This is a genomic window from Saccharospirillum sp., assembly GCF_040881935.1.
In the GTDB taxonomy this organism is placed as follows: Bacteria; Pseudomonadota; Gammaproteobacteria; order Pseudomonadales; family Natronospirillaceae; genus Saccharospirillum.
On sequence record NZ_JBBECH010000093.1, the window covers coordinates 36,292 to 51,559 of the forward strand.

Annotated in this window: 13 protein-coding genes; 9 read left to right on the forward strand and 4 right to left on the reverse strand. The window is 56.2% G+C overall.

Translation table 11 applies throughout. The features are described from left to right. Positions 1-2: 2 nt before the first annotated feature. Complete coding sequence (locus WEB54_RS17260) at positions 3-2,279, reverse strand: bifunctional salicylyl-CoA 5-hydroxylase/oxidoreductase (RefSeq protein ID WP_368053420.1); 2,277 nt, start codon at positions 2,277-2,279, stop codon at positions 3-5. Positions 2,280-2,674: 395 nt separating this feature from the next. Here WEB54_RS17260 and WEB54_RS17265 point away from each other — a divergent pair, with 395 nt between their 5' ends. Both WEB54_RS17265 and WEB54_RS17270 read left to right on the forward strand, forming a co-directional pair. Further along, entirely contained in the window at positions 2,675-3,532 is an 858-nt protein-coding gene (locus tag WEB54_RS17265) for an alpha/beta hydrolase (protein WP_368053422.1), read from the forward strand. Between the two features lie 132 nt (positions 3,533-3,664). Further along, positions 3,665-4,450 carry a transporter substrate-binding domain-containing protein gene (locus WEB54_RS17270; protein WP_368056814.1) on the forward strand — a complete coding sequence of 262 codons (786 nt, stop codon included), beginning with the start codon at positions 3,665-3,667 and terminating at the stop codon, positions 4,448-4,450. Positions 4,451-4,586: 136 nt separating this feature from the next. Here WEB54_RS17270 and WEB54_RS17275 read toward each other — a convergent pair whose 3' ends face one another. Then, a complete protein-coding gene (locus WEB54_RS17275) occupies positions 4,587-5,666 on the reverse strand; it encodes a PQQ-dependent sugar dehydrogenase (RefSeq protein ID WP_368056815.1) in 1,080 nt (359 codons plus the stop codon). Between the two features lie 338 nt (positions 5,667-6,004). On the opposite strand from WEB54_RS17275, the gene WEB54_RS17280 reads away from it, so the two are divergent. The 3 genes from WEB54_RS17280 to WEB54_RS17290 are packed head-to-tail and all read left to right on the forward strand — an operon-like array spanning position 6,005 to position 8,174. Beyond that, complete coding sequence (locus WEB54_RS17280; RefSeq protein ID WP_368056816.1) at positions 6,005-7,378, forward strand: hypothetical protein; 1,374 nt, start codon at positions 6,005-6,007, stop codon at positions 7,376-7,378. Positions 7,379-7,430: 52 nt separating this feature from the next. After that, positions 7,431-7,862 (forward strand): type II toxin-antitoxin system RatA family toxin, encoded by a 432-nt coding sequence (locus WEB54_RS17285; protein WP_368056012.1) that lies wholly within the window; start codon positions 7,431-7,433, stop codon positions 7,860-7,862. Between the two features lie 9 nt (positions 7,863-7,871). Further along, positions 7,872-8,174: an RnfH family protein gene (locus tag WEB54_RS17290; protein ID WP_368056010.1), complete on the forward strand. Its 303-nt coding sequence runs from the start codon at positions 7,872-7,874 to the stop codon at positions 8,172-8,174. Between the two features lie 57 nt (positions 8,175-8,231). On the opposite strand, the gene WEB54_RS17295 is transcribed toward WEB54_RS17290, so the two are convergent. Further along, complete coding sequence (locus WEB54_RS17295) at positions 8,232-8,552, reverse strand: outer membrane protein assembly factor BamE (RefSeq protein ID WP_368056008.1); 321 nt, start codon at positions 8,550-8,552, stop codon at positions 8,232-8,234. Positions 8,553-8,722: 170 nt separating this feature from the next. On the opposite strand from WEB54_RS17295, the gene fur reads away from it, so the two are divergent. Next, a complete protein-coding gene (gene fur / locus WEB54_RS17300) occupies positions 8,723-9,133 on the forward strand; it encodes a ferric iron uptake transcriptional regulator (protein WP_368056006.1) in 411 nt (136 codons plus the stop codon). A gap of 41 nt (positions 9,134-9,174) precedes the next feature. On the opposite strand, the gene recN is transcribed toward fur, so the two are convergent. Next, a complete protein-coding gene (gene recN, locus WEB54_RS17305) occupies positions 9,175-10,851 on the reverse strand; it encodes a DNA repair protein RecN (protein WP_368056817.1) in 1,677 nt (558 codons plus the stop codon). Between the two features lie 317 nt (positions 10,852-11,168). Here recN and grpE point away from each other — a divergent pair, with 317 nt between their 5' ends. From grpE to dnaJ, 3 genes are all read left to right on the forward strand, one after another. Beyond that, entirely contained in the window at positions 11,169-11,780 is a 612-nt protein-coding gene (gene grpE / locus WEB54_RS17310) for a nucleotide exchange factor GrpE (RefSeq protein WP_368056002.1), read from the forward strand. A gap of 191 nt (positions 11,781-11,971) precedes the next feature. Next, entirely contained in the window at positions 11,972-13,888 is a 1,917-nt protein-coding gene (gene dnaK / locus WEB54_RS17315) for a molecular chaperone DnaK (protein WP_368056818.1), read from the forward strand. Positions 13,889-14,062: 174 nt separating this feature from the next. Next, complete coding sequence (gene dnaJ / locus WEB54_RS17320) at positions 14,063-15,187, forward strand: molecular chaperone DnaJ (RefSeq protein WP_368055999.1); 1,125 nt, start codon at positions 14,063-14,065, stop codon at positions 15,185-15,187. Positions 15,188-15,268 lie beyond the last annotated feature (81 nt).

A 15,268-nucleotide genomic window follows, 5' to 3' on the forward strand; every position in this document is an offset into this window, starting at 1 on the left:
GGTTAAATCAGTCCTTCATCGCGTTCGGCCAGGCGCAGCAGTTGATCGCGCCCGGCGTAGTAGGGTTTGGGCCAGGCTTGCTGGTCGTTGCCGATTTTGGCGGCGGCGTGCAGCGTCCAGTAGGGGTCGGCCAGGTGCGGTCGTGCCAGGCAAACCAGGTCGGCGCGACCGGCTATTAAAATGGAGTTCACATGGTCCGGGTCGTAGATGTTGCCCACAGCCATGGTCGGGATCTTCAGGTCGTTGCGGATACGGTCGGCAAAGGGCGTCTGGAACATGCGGCCGTAAACGGGCTTGGCCTGAACTGAGGTTTGACCGGCCGATACGTCGATCAGGTCGACGCCGATGGTTTTGAATCGGGCCGCTATTTCAACGGCCTCATCCGGGGTGATGCCTTCGTCGCCAACCCAGTCGTGCGCGGAGATGCGCACCGACAGGGGTTTATCGGCGGGCCAGGCATCGCGTACCGCGGCCACTACTTCAAGCGGGTAACGCATCCGGTTATCGAGGCTGCCGCCGTATTCATCGGTGCGGTGATTGGTCAGCGGGGTAATAAAGCCCGAGAGCAAATAGCCGTGAGCGGCGTGCACTTCGAGCATGTCGAAGCCCGCAGCTTCAGCTGAACGGGCGGCCTGTACAAAGGCATCCCGCATCGCATCCATATCGGCGCGGTCCATGGCTTTGGGTACAGCGTTGTTCGCTGACCAGGGCAGGGCCGAGGCCGCCATAATGGGCCAGTTACCTTCTTTTAACGGGGCGTCCATCGTTTCCCAGCCGAGCTGGGTTGAGCCTTTGGCGCCCGAATGGCCCAACTGCATACAGATCTTGGCGTCGGTTTCCGAGTGTACAAAATCGGTCAATCGTTTCCAGGCGGCAATTTGGTCGGTGTTGTAAATGCCGGGGCATCCGGGGGTGATTCGCCCTTCGGGCGTAACGCAGGTCATTTCGGTGTACACCAAACCCGCACCGCCCTTGGCGCGCTCGGCGTAATGCACGAAGTGCCAGTCGGTCGGGCAGCCATCGACGGCTTTGTATTGCGCCATCGGTGAAACAACAACCCGGTTTTTCAACGTCATGCCGCGTACTTTGTAGGGCGCAAACATGGGTGCCTGGTCGGTGTCGGCTCCGGCCTGTTGCTGGAACCAGCGCTCCGCCGATTGCAGCCAGGCCGGGTCGCGCAGGCGCAGGTTTTCATGACTGATGCGCTGCGAGCGGGTGAGCAGGGCGTAATTGAACTGCACCGGATCCAGATCCAGGTAGCGCTCTACCTGCTCAAACCATTCGGTGGAGTTACGCGCGGCTGATTGCAGGCGTAACACCTGCAGGCGACGCTCGGCTTCATAGCGCTCGAAGGCGGCACTGAGTGTCGGTTCGGATTCAACATAGTCGGCCAGGGCAATGGCCGATTCCAGCGCCAGCTTGGTGCCAGAGCCGATGGAGAAATGCGCTGTAGCCGAGGCATCGCCCATTAGCACGACGTTTTCGTGGCTCCAGCGTTCGCACAATACTCGGGGGAAGTTGATCCAGGCCGAGCCGCGAATGTGACGCGCATTGGTCATCAGTTCATGACCGTCCAGGTGGTCGGCAAAAATACGTTCGCAGACTTCAATCGACTCATCCTGATTCATCGAGCCAAACCCGAAGGCGTCCCAGGTTGCCTCTGAGCATTCGACGATGAAGGTCGCGGTGTCGTCATCGAACTGATAGGCGTGCGCCCAGACCCAGCCGTGTTCGGTTTTTTCAAAGATGAAGGTAAAAGCATCGTTAAATTTCTGATGCGTGCCGAGCCAGACAAATTTGCAGGCACGCACGTCGATATCGGGTTTGAAAATATCCTCGAAATGCTGGCGTACCTTGGAGTTAATGCCATCGGCCGCGACGACCAGGTCGAAGTCACTCACAAAGGCGTCGATGTCTTCAAAAGGTGTCTCAAAGTGCAAGGTGATACCCAGTTCCCGAGCGCGTTCTTGCAGCAAAATCAGCAGCTGCATACGGCCGATACCGCAAAATCCATGGCCGGTAGACGTGGTGCGCACACCGTTGTGAACAACGGCTATGTCATCCCAGTAGGCAAAATACTCGCGAATTCGTTCGGCACTGACGGCGTCGTTCTGCGCCAGGTTGTCGAGGGTTTCGTCAGACAACACCACGCCCCAGCCAAACGTATCGTCGGCCCGGTTGCGCTCAAACACCTGAATATCATGATCGGGGTTACGCAATTTAGCGCTGATGGCAAAATAAAGACCCGCAGGTCCACCACCCAGACAAGCTATTTTCATTCTTATTGACCTTTAGTGGCTAAGCCCATGCCCGACACCGGGTATACCTATCCGGGGTCGGCGTGAACCCGTCCATGGGGCCTAGGCCGCAACATCCTTGTTGCGGACTACCCCGGATAGGTACACCCGGTGCCGGGCATTCAATTTGTTTCCAACGTCAAACGTTGAATAACTAATGGACGTCTGTCTTTGTCTTGCGTCCCTTAATGTCCAACGTCTTTTAATGTGTCGCGTCTTTCTTGTTCTGCGTCTTTCCCTCTAATGTAGTCCTACAAGGAAAGTATTTCAAGCCTAAACGTTTAGGCTTGAAGAATATGTCCAAAAAGGGCTTTAATGGCGTCCAAAAGGCGTTCGGGGGTATCCTGAGGCCGTGTTGACATTAACCCGGAGATACCATGCTGTACCGTCAATTTGAAACTCAGGAGGCCATCGACCTGGCCTACGATCCCTCGAAAACGGCCGATGGCGCAGCGGCGATGGCGCGATACAAGGCCATGAGTGCAGCCACCATGGCTGACTTAACGGCCCATACCGATGTGCGCTACGGCCAGAGTCTGGCAGAAACGCTCGATCTGTTTCCCGCGAAAACCCCAGGCGCACCGCTGCATGTGTTTTTCCATGGCGGCTACTGGCGCTCGCTGAGCAACAAGGAGTTCTCCTTTGCGGCACGCGGGCTAGTGGAAGCCGGGGTCAGTGTAGCGGTGGTGAATTATGCGCTCTGCCCCTCAGTGACAATGGGTGAGCTGGTGCGCCAGTGTCAGGTTTCCCTGCTCTGGCTGGCCGATCATGCCGCCGATTATGGGTACGACCCAGGCCGTATAACGGTGTCCGGACATTCGGCGGGTGGTCATATAGTGGGTATGTTGCTGTCGACCGACTGGCAGGGGCTTTATGGCCGTTCGCCAAGTCTGATCAAAGGCGTCACGGCCATTAGTGGCCTGTTCGATCTGGCGCCCTTTCCCTACTCCTGGCTGCAGCCCAAGCTGCAACTGACCGGCAGGGATGTAATGACGCTGAGCCCGGTGCGTATTGAACCGAGGGTGGCATGCCCCGTTAATTTGGTGGTGGGTGCACTGGAGTCCGACGAATTTCATCGGCAGTCCCGGGCTTACCAGGTACACTTGAGTGAGAGGGATACGCACCGAAAAGTCAGTGTGGAAGCTGTACCCGATTGTGATCATTTCACCGTTATTGACGGCTTGAGTAATGGTTCAGGTCAGGTATTTGACGCAATTATGCGTCACATTGCATGATGACCGGTGTGTCTGCCGTATTTTTTCAGCCATGAGTACATAATCTGCATAAATACGACTTCTTGTCGGGTACAGGGGTTGAAATTACGGTAGGGTATTTGTCCGGTTCTCCCTGAAGAGTGAATACATTCTATGAAATTGAAAATTGTTCTGCCGTTACTGTTTGTCGTTATTGCCGTGGGAGCCGGGTACGGCTATATGCAATTTCAGGGGTCGACCGAGATAGACCTTGAGGTAGTGCGCATTGGCGTCGATGTGCCTTACCCTCCCTATGAGTTTCGGGATGCCAATGGTGAGTTGACCGGGTTTGAGATTGATCTGGGGAACGCCACCTGCCGTCGACTGAACATTCAGTGCGAGTGGGTCGTTACGCCCTGGGATGGCATTATCGATGGCCTGCTGGCCGGTAATTACGACACCATTATGTCGTCGATGTCGATCAATGATGAACGAAAACAGATCGTCGATTTTTCCGATGCTTACTATTCCACTCCATCCGTGCTGTTCACCTATCGCACTAGCGGGATTGATTCAGACAGCAAAGGTGCGCTAGGAAGTCAACGGATCGGCGTAATCGTGAACACCATTCAACACGATTACCTGATCGAGAACTACGGCGATGTGGCCACCATCATGACGTATGAGACCAATGAAGACGTTAATGCGGCATTGCGCAGCGAGGAAGTGGATGCCGTGTTTCATGACTACCCGCATTGGGAAAGCGAGTTCATGATCGGCGGTAACTACCCGATTCTCGGGAAAGCGCGTCAGCTGGGTGAGGGTGTTGGCATGGCCTTTCGCCCGGAAGACGATAACCTGCGCCGGTTGTTTAACCAGGGGCTGGATTCAGTTCAGAGTGACGGCACCTATAACCGCATCCGTAAAGACTATTTGTTCTTTGACGTCTCGGTCGACTGAGTGTCTCGCCGGTAGTCGACTATCTCCTCAAGTTTCGGAGTTCGGTGTGGCTGGGTGGCATTCGTCCGCTGCTTATTGCCTCAGCGAACTCCGAAACTCGCGTTAGGTACGCGTAGTTAACCAGGAGTAAAAGGGATCAGGGTGCAGGGGGTGAAACCCGAAGTATCCGTCCGCTATCAGTACTGAGATAAAGGTAACCACGGTGGTCTTCAGTCACCGCCCGGATACGTTCCCCCAGGTCTTCCAGCAAACGATCCTCGTCGCCGATGGTGCCCTGCGCATCAACTGCAATGTGATTCAAATGTGTCAGCACCAAAGCGCCGGCAAACAAATGACCTTGCCATTCAGGAAAAGCCTCGCCCCGGTAAACCCAAAGGCTACCCGGCGCGATGGACGGCACATACACCTTCACCGGGTCGACATAGCCCGGCAATGATTCCGCCTCACCCACATTGACCGGCCCCCAGTATTCCCGACCATGAGAAACAATGGGCCAGCCATAATTTGCCCCGGGCTCAATAACGTTGATCTCATCACCACCACGCGGACCATGTTCAATTTCCCAGAGAATGTCCCGCTCAGAGTCATACGTTAGCCCCTGAGGGTTACGATGACCCAGACTCCAGATCTCATCCGGAATGTCCGGGTTATCCACAAAGGGGTTGTCGTCCGGTACCTGGCCATCCATGTGAAGCCGCATAATAGACGAAGCATGGTTGCTAAAATCCTGACCGTTATTCCGATCACCCCGGTCGCCCACACCGAAATAAACATAGCCTTCGTCGTCAAAAGTGACCCGGCTGCCGAAATGCTGGCCGGCAGAGGAGGCTGAATCAGTGACCAGCAGATCTTCCCAGTCGGTTAGTCGCTGATTGTCTTCTGACAACACGGCCCGTGCCAGAGTAGTGGCTGCTTCATCGCCGATGCTCTTGCTATAGGTAATGTACAGGGTTCGGTCGGCAGCGAACTCAGGGCTGGTTTGCACATCAAGCAAGCCACCCTGGCCCCGGGTGACAATGTCATCGGGTAGGCCGTTTATTTCGGAACGTTCGTCGGACCCTGTGTCGAGCAACCAGAGCTGGCCGCCACGCTCGGTAATGATCATTTCCGTGTCGGAAATGAAGGCCAGGCCCCAGGGGGTGCCGAAGCCACTGGCGACTTCTTCGACCTGGTAGTCGTGGCCAAGGCTGGAGCCTTCGGACAGGCTTTCTGCCAAGCTGAAGGATGCAAGTAGAAGCAAGCTCGAAAGAAAGAAAAAAGCAGATCGGGTTGTGCTACAAAGTCGATTTGTCTTGTGCATTGTCATTCCCCACATTTCATACCTAGGTTTACGGACCGGATGTCGATGTGAGCACCATGTGGAGTGCAGGCTGCCGGGCACGTGTATCCGGGGTAGTCCGCAGCAGGGATGCTGCGGCCTAGGCTCCATGGAAGGATCTACGCCGACCCCGGATAGACGTGCCCGGCGGTCTGCACGAATCCTGATGCAAATTAACAGCAACCACCTATCTTTACGCAATCTGACTGTAGGCGGTTTCAAGGTATACTGCGCGAATGAATCGATTATTGATCCTGTTGATCCTCTTTGGCAGCCAGATTGGACTGTCCGATTTCCTGTTGTTGCCGGTGTATGCTGCGCGGCATGGGGAAATGACGTTTCTGGCGTTGTATGCCATTTTCAAGCTGGTGATCGTACTGCCGTTACTGCATGCCGAGCTCGTGGCCGGGCGCCTGTACCGTATTACGCCCTTTGAATGGGTGCAAACCGGCCGCCTGGGCCCATTCGCGCCCATTGTGCTCAGTGCTCTGGTGGTGGCGGTAATTTGCGTGGTGGCCCTGACACTTTATAACGCCAGTTGGACCCTCGCCATCACCGGCGACGCCTTGCGCGATAGGTTGAATGAATTTGATAGGTTAGACCGAATTCTGTACTGGTATGAATTGGGCGTCGATCAGGTTCAATTGTCACGCTGGATCGTGTTGCAGGTGGTCATTCTTGCCGTTCTGGCCTGGTTTGCCTGGTATGGAATAGCCTTTGCCTACGCTGTTGCACTGCCACTGTGCCTGATGTTTATTTTAATGCAGATACCTCAGTCTGGCGCCTTGCTGGATGCCTGGGGCTGGGGCGAAGTTACCGCCGAAGGCGTGCAGCAAGCGCTGAAGTACGCCCTGCTGTCATCGGTGGCTGGCTTTCTGGTCTGGTACCTGGTCGGCACCCGCTTACCACAGAGCCTGCCAACCGGGTACTGGGTGCTTTCGGTGCAGCTGTTCGATCTCTGGCTCGGGTTGTCGATTGTCTCGGCCGTCTTTCCCGGCCTTACCATCATTCCCGCCTCCAGTGGCGATGCTGGTCTGGTATTGCAGGGCTTGGTTGAGCAAATTGCCCGCGGTGGCGAAGACGTCGCTCATCTTCGGTTATTCATGCTGGTAGCAGCGGTGGTCGGGATGCTGAGCAGTGTGCCCCTGTTGCTGCTGATCAGTCTGAGTGGCAGTGGCCAAACCCGCCGCGGTGGGCTGCTATTGGCGTTATTGGCCGCGGCCTTACTGGCGCTGGTGCTGATGGTGTCGGTACAGGTCGAGTCGGCACTGACCTGGCGTGGTCAGCCCTTCTCGGAACTGCTCAGTGGTTTCAGTTATTCCCTGGTGGTGCCGCTGGTAGCACTGATGATTTCCTGGGGAGTGGGCTGGCATATACCGCCCAACCAGGTGCTGAAACAGGTTAACCCTAGAACGGGAGGGCGATACCTGGCCTGGCGTGCCTCACTCAAATTTGTGATCCCGGCGGCGCTTGCGTTAACATTTACCCGCGACTCGCTGGGTTTGAGCGGCGCCAGCCTGGTTGAAATCCTCGGGGTAATTGCTCTGGTGGTGGTGTTACTGCAGCTGGCACGCTGGGTCCGTCGACAGGCTATCTACCCTGGAGATTGACCGGACCCGGTTCGATACGACCTCGCCTACACACATTTATTCGCAGGTTTTCATGACCGATATTCACCGTTCCGCCCTGTTGCCGCACTCCGCAGAAACGCTTTATAACCTGATTAATGATGTCGCCTCCTATCCTGAATTTCTGGATGGCGTGGTCGCTGCCGATGTCATCGAAGCCTCCGAGCATCATATGGTCGGGCGCATGGTGGTGCGCAAAGCCGGAATCGAGCGCACGCTGATTACCCGAAACAAACTGGAGCGTCCGCACCGCATTGAACTCAGGCTGGAGCAGGGGCCGCTAAAATCCCTGCACGGCGTCTGGACCATTAAAGCTCTGGGTTCCGAGGGGTGCCGGGTAACGCTGGATCTGACCTTCGAGACCGATGGCCGGCTGGCGGCGTTCGCCTTTGGCCAGATCTTCAAACAGGTGGCCGATCGCATGGTGGATGCGTTCGTTCACCGTGCGCAACAGCTGTATGGTTAAGGGTTCTGTATGGAAATGATAAAGGTCGAAGTGGCTTACGCTATACCGGAAAAACAGCGCATTATTGAAGTGGATGTCCCGGTTGGTACGACCGTGGCTGAAGCCGTACGCCAGAGCGGGATCGAACGGGAATTTCCCGATTTGGTATTGGATGGCGTGCCGGTGGGGGTGTTTGGGCGCAAAATCCCCAAGCCTGAAACCGAGGAATTACACGCCGGTGACCGGGTAGAACTGTACCGACCGCTGTTGATCGACCCCAAGCAGGCCCGCCTGAATCGGGCGGCGAAAGCCAAGCAGGATGCTGAAAGTTAACCGGAATGCGAAATAGGGCGTGGCGGCCGTTGCTCAACGGCTAGCGCCCTGAAAAAATCAGCTGCGGCTAATGCGGGCGACGCTGCGGCCTTCGAATTCAACGGTAACGGTCCGGTACTGGCCTTCCTCGTCCAAAATAGGGTATACCCAACGGTTCTGGGGGTCTTCACCGGTCAGCATCGGGGTACCCAGCAAAAATTGAACCTGCTCTGCCGACATACCAGGCGTGAGCTGCTGCAGTTGCTCTTCCTTAACAAAATTCCCCTGTTTGAGTTCTGGCTGGTAGGGTGTCAGTAGGGTACAGGCGCTCAGTGTCAGACTGACCAGTGCTCCGCCGATCAGCGCGCGAGCAATTACCTTTGTTCTTTTCAGGTTCAAATCGTTATCATCCCACTCAATGGTTCAGTCACAATACATATAAAACGGTCGGCGGCATAAGCGCCTTCGCTGCAATGTCGCCAGCCTTCGCTGCAATGTCGCCAATAGTGCCGATGTGGCCAGCGGCAGCGCCGGGCAGTGTATCACGCAAGATTACAGGAGACGACACAGTGACAACTCAAAATCAGGAACTGAAAAAGGTTGGCCTCAAAGTCACTTTGCCGAGGCTCAAAATCCTGCAAATGTTCGAAGGCAATCCCGACGGGCACATGAGCGCCGAAGAAGTCTACAAGGCCCTACAGGAAAGCGGGGAAGATGTCGGCCTGGCGACGGTATATAGAGTACTAACCCAGTTTGAAGCCGCCGGGCTGGTGGCCAAGCACAATTTCGACGGAACCCATTCGGTCTATGAACTGGCAAGCCCCGAGCACCATGACCATATGGTGAATGTCGACAATGGCGAAGTGATTGAATTTGTTGACGACGTTATTGAGCGCCGACAGCATGAAATCGCAGAGGAGCATGGGTTGGAGCTGGTCGACCACAGTCTGATTCTCTACGTGCGCGCCAAAAAAGGCTAATACGCCTTTTTACCCCGGGTACTTTTTAGGAAAGCATTGCATCAGTGCTGCCGTTGCTGCCGCATCAGCATTTCTTCTGCATGTGCCCGTGTCTGGGCCGTTATATCGATACCTCCGAGCATACGGGCGATTTCGTCGATCCGGCTTTCCTGCTGGATGGGTAATATTCTGGTGCGGGTGATCTGGCCTTGTTGCTCCTTGCTGACCACGCAGTGGTTGTGCCCCTGGGCAGCAACCTGTGGCAGGTGGGTGACGCAAATCACCTGGCCGCGTTCGCCGACACTGCGCAGCATCAAACCAACTATTTCTGCCGTTGCACCGCTGATGCCCACGTCCACTTCGTCGAAGACCAGAGTGGGAATGGTGCTGTGCTCGGCGCAGATGACCTGAATCGCCAGGGAGATTCGCGACAGTTCGCCACCTGAGGCAACTTTGCCCAACGGACGAACGGGTTGCCCCGGGTTCATGCTGACCAGGAATTCGATCTGATCCAGCCCATCGGGCGTGGCTTTGTCGAGCTCGGTAAAGGCGATGTCGAAGCGCGCGCCGGGCATGGCCAACTGGTGCAGCTTTTCCATAACGTCATCGGCCATGCGTGTGGCGGCCGCCTGGCGTTGTTCCGACAGTTGCCGGGCCTGTTGCCGATAGGTCTGCGCCAGAGTGTCGACTTCTTCGGCCAGGTCATCGAGCCCGTCCACGGCTTCGGCCAGGCTTGCCAGCTCGGCTTCCAGTTCTTCGATCAAGCCGGGCAGGGCTTCCGAGCGCACCTGGTGCTTGCGCGCCAGGGTGTGAATGCGGTCCAGTCGTTCTTCAACCTGCTGCACCCGGCCTTCATCCACTTCAAAACTGGCCAGATAGTGGTCGAGGTCGTTAACCGCTTCCTGGCTTTGTATCAGGGCGCTGTCGAGCAGCTCTATGGCGTTGTTCAGTGAGGGGTTGTTGTCTTGCAGGTTGCGTAAATGGTGCAGTGCTTGTTTCAGGCCATCGAGCGCGCTTGCTCCATCGGTTTCAGGTTCCAGAAACTGGCGGGCACTGTAGGCACCGCTGACCAGGGTTTCAGTTTGTCCGTAGCGGCGGAACTCCACTTCCAGGGCTTCCACTTCACCATCTTCCAGCGCCAGTGCGCTGAGTTCCTCGAACTGGTAGTTCAGCAGTTGCTGGCGCGCGCTGTTGTCGTCGGCCTGGGCTTTTAACTGGTTGTAGTGGCGGGCCTTGCCTTGCCAGCGTATCCAGGCGTGGCGTACGGCCTGGGCTTGTTCCGCCAGGCCAGCGTAGTCGTCTAACAGGGTACGATGGGTGTCGATACGCAGCAGCGACTGGTGCGCGTGCTGGCTGTGAATGTCGATCAGCATTTCGCCCAGGGCTTTGAGCTCGGTTAGAGGCACGGGTTGGCCGTTGATGTAGGCCCGCGACCGGCCTTCGGCCGATACGGTACGCCGCAGAATGCATTCCTCGCCCTGATCCAGATCCCGTTCCGCCAGCCATTGCATGGCCGCCGGAATACGCCCGACCTGGAAAGTGGCTGTTACCTCGGCCCGTTTTTCACCGTGCCGTACCACGCTGCTGTCGGCCCGTTCGCCGAGCGCCAGTGACAGGCCGTTGAGCAAAATGGACTTGCCCGCGCCGGTTTCGCCGGATATGGCGGTCATGCCCTGTTTCCATTCCACTTCGATGTTGTCGGCGATGGCGATGTTGCGAATCAGCAGTGTGTGCAGCATGGGTAAGCGACCTGAGTTGCCTGGATACTGTGTTTTTGTACAGTAAAAGGTTGGCAAGCTCAAGTGAATTTTGATGACCAGTGCCGCCGTTAATCACGGTCAATGCGTGGTTGGATGCCGGGAATGGGCTGAATAGGCTCTTTTTTGGCCTGGTGTGGCCATTTTGTCGCCCGGTTGAGCCGAAATAGCCTTGAAATGCCAGGCCACGGCCCAATTAAAGTGCGCCAGCTAGCTACTTCCGGCCAACCACCACCGGGTGGCGGAAGGGCCTCACTTTGAACACGGTTGTTTTTGGATATAGAGAGTTGGATCGAGAGATGGCAAACGAAGAGAAACCCGTAGAAGCACAGGAAACCGATGTAACCCAGGACGAGACGCTGGTCGAAGACGCAGAGGCGGCGCCCGAGCAGGCAGCCGAAGCGGCGACGGAGCAGGATCTGGTTGCAGAGCTGGAGGCGGCCCGCGAGGAAGCCCAGCAAAATAAAGACCGCTACCTGCGTGCCGAGGCCGAAATGGTTAACGTGCGCCGGCGTGTCGAGAAAGACGTCGAAAACGCCCACAAGTTTGGCCAGGAAAAACTGGTTCGGGAAATTCTGGATGTTGCTGACAACCTGGAGCGAACATTGGCGGCCATCGAAACTGAAACGGCCGAAGTAAAGCCGCTCAAAGAAGGCGTTGAGATGACGCTAAAAAGCCTGCTCGATAGCTTCGAGAAGTTCAGCATTACCGTCATCAACCCCGAGGGTGAGCCGTTTGATCCGCAGCAGCATCAGGCGATGAGCATGGTCGAAAACCCGGACCTGGAACCCAATACCGTGATGGCCGTTATGCAAAAAGGGTATGCCCTGCACGGCCGTCTGGTACGCCCGGCCATGGTTATGGTCAGCAAGGGTGGGCCCGTCAACAACAACGTTGACGAAACCGCTTGATTATCCCTGTTCACACCTCGTTTTAGTATAAAAAGCGGGTGTAAACAGTCTTTTTGGCATAAATAGGCGGTTAATAATACCCCTGTTAAGCGTGGGGTCTTGAATTCAGCAAAGCGGCTCTCATATAGCCAGTCAAGACATTAACCGAACTGTTATTTGAACCGTTCAGCAAATTATGGAGTGTCAGTATCATGGGTAAAATCATTGGCATCGACCTGGGGACCACCAACTCGTGTGTAGCGATTTTGGAAGGCGACAAGCCCAAGGTTATTGAAAACGCCGAGGGTGATCGCACCACACCTTCCATCGTCGCCTTTACCGACGACGATGAAACACTGGTTGGTCAGCCGGCAAAACGTCAGGCCGTCACTAATCCGCACAACACCCTCTATGCGGTGAAGCGTTTGATTGGCCGTCGTTTTGAAGACGACGTTGTGCAAAAAGACATCGGTATGGTGCCGTACAAAATTGTGAAGGCCGACAACGGCGACGCCTGGGTTGAAGTGAAGGGCGACAAAAAAGCACCGCCGCAGATTTCAGCCGAAGTGCTGAAGAAGATGAAGAAAACCGCCGAAGAATACCTGGGCGAGAAAGTAACCGAAGCGGTTATCACCGTACCGGCCTACTTTAACGATGCCCAGCGTCAGGCCACCAAAGACGCGGGCCGCATCGCTGGCTTGGAAGTTAAGCGGATCATCAACGAGCCGACTGCAGCTGCCCTGGCCTATGGCATGGATAAAAAGCGCGGCGACAGCGTCGTGGCTGTTTATGACCTGGGTGGCGGTACCTTCGATATTTCCATCATCGAGATTGCCGAAGTTGACGGTGAGCACCAGTTTGAAGTGCTGGCCACCAACGGCGACACCTTCCTCGGTGGTGAAGATTTCGACCTGAAACTGATCAACTACCTGGCTGATTCGTTCAAGAAAGATTCCGGTATCGATCTGAAGGGCGACGCCCTGGCGATGCAGCGGCTGAAAGAAGCGGCTGAGAAAGCGAAGATCGAGCTGTCATCCAGCCAGCAGACTGATGTGAACCTGCCGTACATCACGGCCGATGCATCTGGTCCCAAGCACCTGAACGTTAAGGTAACCCGGGCCAAGCTGGAATCACTGGTGGAAGAGCTGGTAGAGCGTTCGCTGGAGCCAGTGCGCATGGCGCTGAAAGACGCTGACCATGAAATTGGTGATATCGACGACATTATTCTGGTCGGTGGCCAGACCCGTATGCCGCTGGTGCAGAAGAAAGTGGCTGACTTTTTCGGTAAAGAGCCACGTAAAGACGTCAACCCCGACGAAGCGGTAGCTATTGGCGCGGCGATTCAGGGTGCGGTACTGTCTGGCGATGTAAAAGACGTGCTGCTGCTCGACGTTACCCCGCTGACGCTGGGTATTGAAACCATGGGCGGTGTCATGACGCCGCTGATCGAGAAGAACACCACGATTCCGACCAAGAAGAGCCAGGTGTTCTCAACCGCTGACGACAACCAGGCCGCCGTGACCATTCACGTTGTCCAGGGTGAGCGTAAAATTGCGGCGCAGAATAAGTCTCTGGGTCGTTTTGACCTGGCCGATATTCCGCCCGCGCCGCGTGGTTTGCCGCAAATTGAAGTCAGTTTCGACCTCGACGCCAACGGTATTTTGAACGTGTCTGCGAAAGACAAGGGTACCGGTAAAGAGCAGTCGATCGTCATCAAGGCCAACTCGGGCCTGAGCGACGATGAGATTGATCAGATGGTTCAAGACGCCGAAGCGCATGCCGACGAAGACCGCAAGTTCGAAGAACTGGCGCAGGTTCGCAACACGGCGGATGCTCTGGTTCACTCGACTCAGAGGACGCTGAAAGAACACGGCGACAAGGCCACTGATGACGAGAAACAAGCCATCGAAACGGCCATCGCCGATGTTGAAGAAGCGTTGAAAGGCGACGACGCCGACGCCATCAACACCAAGGTTGAGGCGTTGACCCAGGCATCTTCTGCGCTGGCGCAGAAGATCTACGCCGACCAGAGTGGTGAGGCCGGTGCGGAGCAGGCTGACGCGACCGCCGACAGCACCTCTGACGATGCCGTCGACGCTGAGTTCGAAGAAGTAAAAGACAACAAGTAAGCCAACGACTTACTTGAACCAAAAAGGTGACACGCCGCAAGGCGTGTTGCCTTGTCTGGTTTTTAGCTATTGGCTTTTTGGGTGCGTGTGACCTCAGTCGCCTGCGATCAGAATAAAACCAACAGCTAAACATCATCAGCCAACCGTCCATTATAAAAGGTTAACTGTACTCCCATGTCCAAACGAGACTATTACGACGTACTCGGTGTAGAACGCGGTGCGGACGAAAAAGACATTAAGAAAGCTTATCGCCGCATGGCCATGAAGTACCACCCGGACCGTAACCCGGAAGATAAGGACGCTGAATCCAAGTTCAAAGAGTTGTCCGAGGCCTACGAAGTGCTGGCGGACGCTCAGAAACGGTCGGCCTACGATCAGTTTGGTCATGCTGGCGTCGACGGCCAGAGTGGCTTTGGCGGCGGCCAGGGTGGCGGCCACGGTAGCTTTAGTGACATCTTTGGTGATGTGTTCGGTGACATTTTCGGGGGCGGCGGCGGACGTGGCCGCTCCAGCGTTCAGCGCGGTTCAGACCTGAAATACAATCTGGAAATGTCACTGGAAGATGCCGTTCGTGGTACCGAGAAAACCATCAGGGTGCCGACGCTGGAAGCCTGTGAGGTGTGCGACGGCAGCGGCGCCAAGAAGGGCACCAAGCCGACCACCTGTACCACCTGTGGCGGCATCGGCCAGGTGCGGATGCAGCAGGGTTTTTTTGCGGTACAGCAGACCTGCCCAACCTGTTCCGGCACCGGCCACATGATCAACGATCCCTGCAACAGCTGTTATGGCCGGGGTGTTAAGGAAGAAACCAAAACACTGAACGTGAAGATTCCTGCGGGCGTCGATACCGGTGATCGTATTCGTCTGTCTGGCAAGGGTGAAGCCGGCCGCAACGGCGGCCCTGCAGGCGACCTCTATGTTGAGGTGCACGTTAAGCGGCATGCCATTTTTGAACGCGACGGTGCCAACCTGCATTGCGAAGTGCCGATCAGCTTTGCTGAGGCGGCCCTGGGCGGTGAATTGGAAGTGCCGACCCTGGAAGGCCGGGTTAAACTCAAAATTCCCGCTGAAACCCAGACAGGCCGTTTGTTCCGCCTGCGGGGCAAGGGCGTAACCCCGGTCCGCGGTGGCGGTATCGGTGATCTGCTGTGTCGTGTTGTCGTGGAAACCCCGGTAAACCTGACTCACAAGCAGAAAGAGCTGTTGCATGAGCTGCAGGATGGCATGGGCAGCGACAAGCATTCACCCCGCTCCAACGGCTGGTTCGACGGCGTGAAAAAGTTCTTTGAAGAGCTTTGAGTTGGGTGCGTTGCCGTGAGTTCGTGCTGGCCACCGGGTAGGCTTGTCCGGGGTCGGCGTGAACCCGTCCATGGGGCCTAG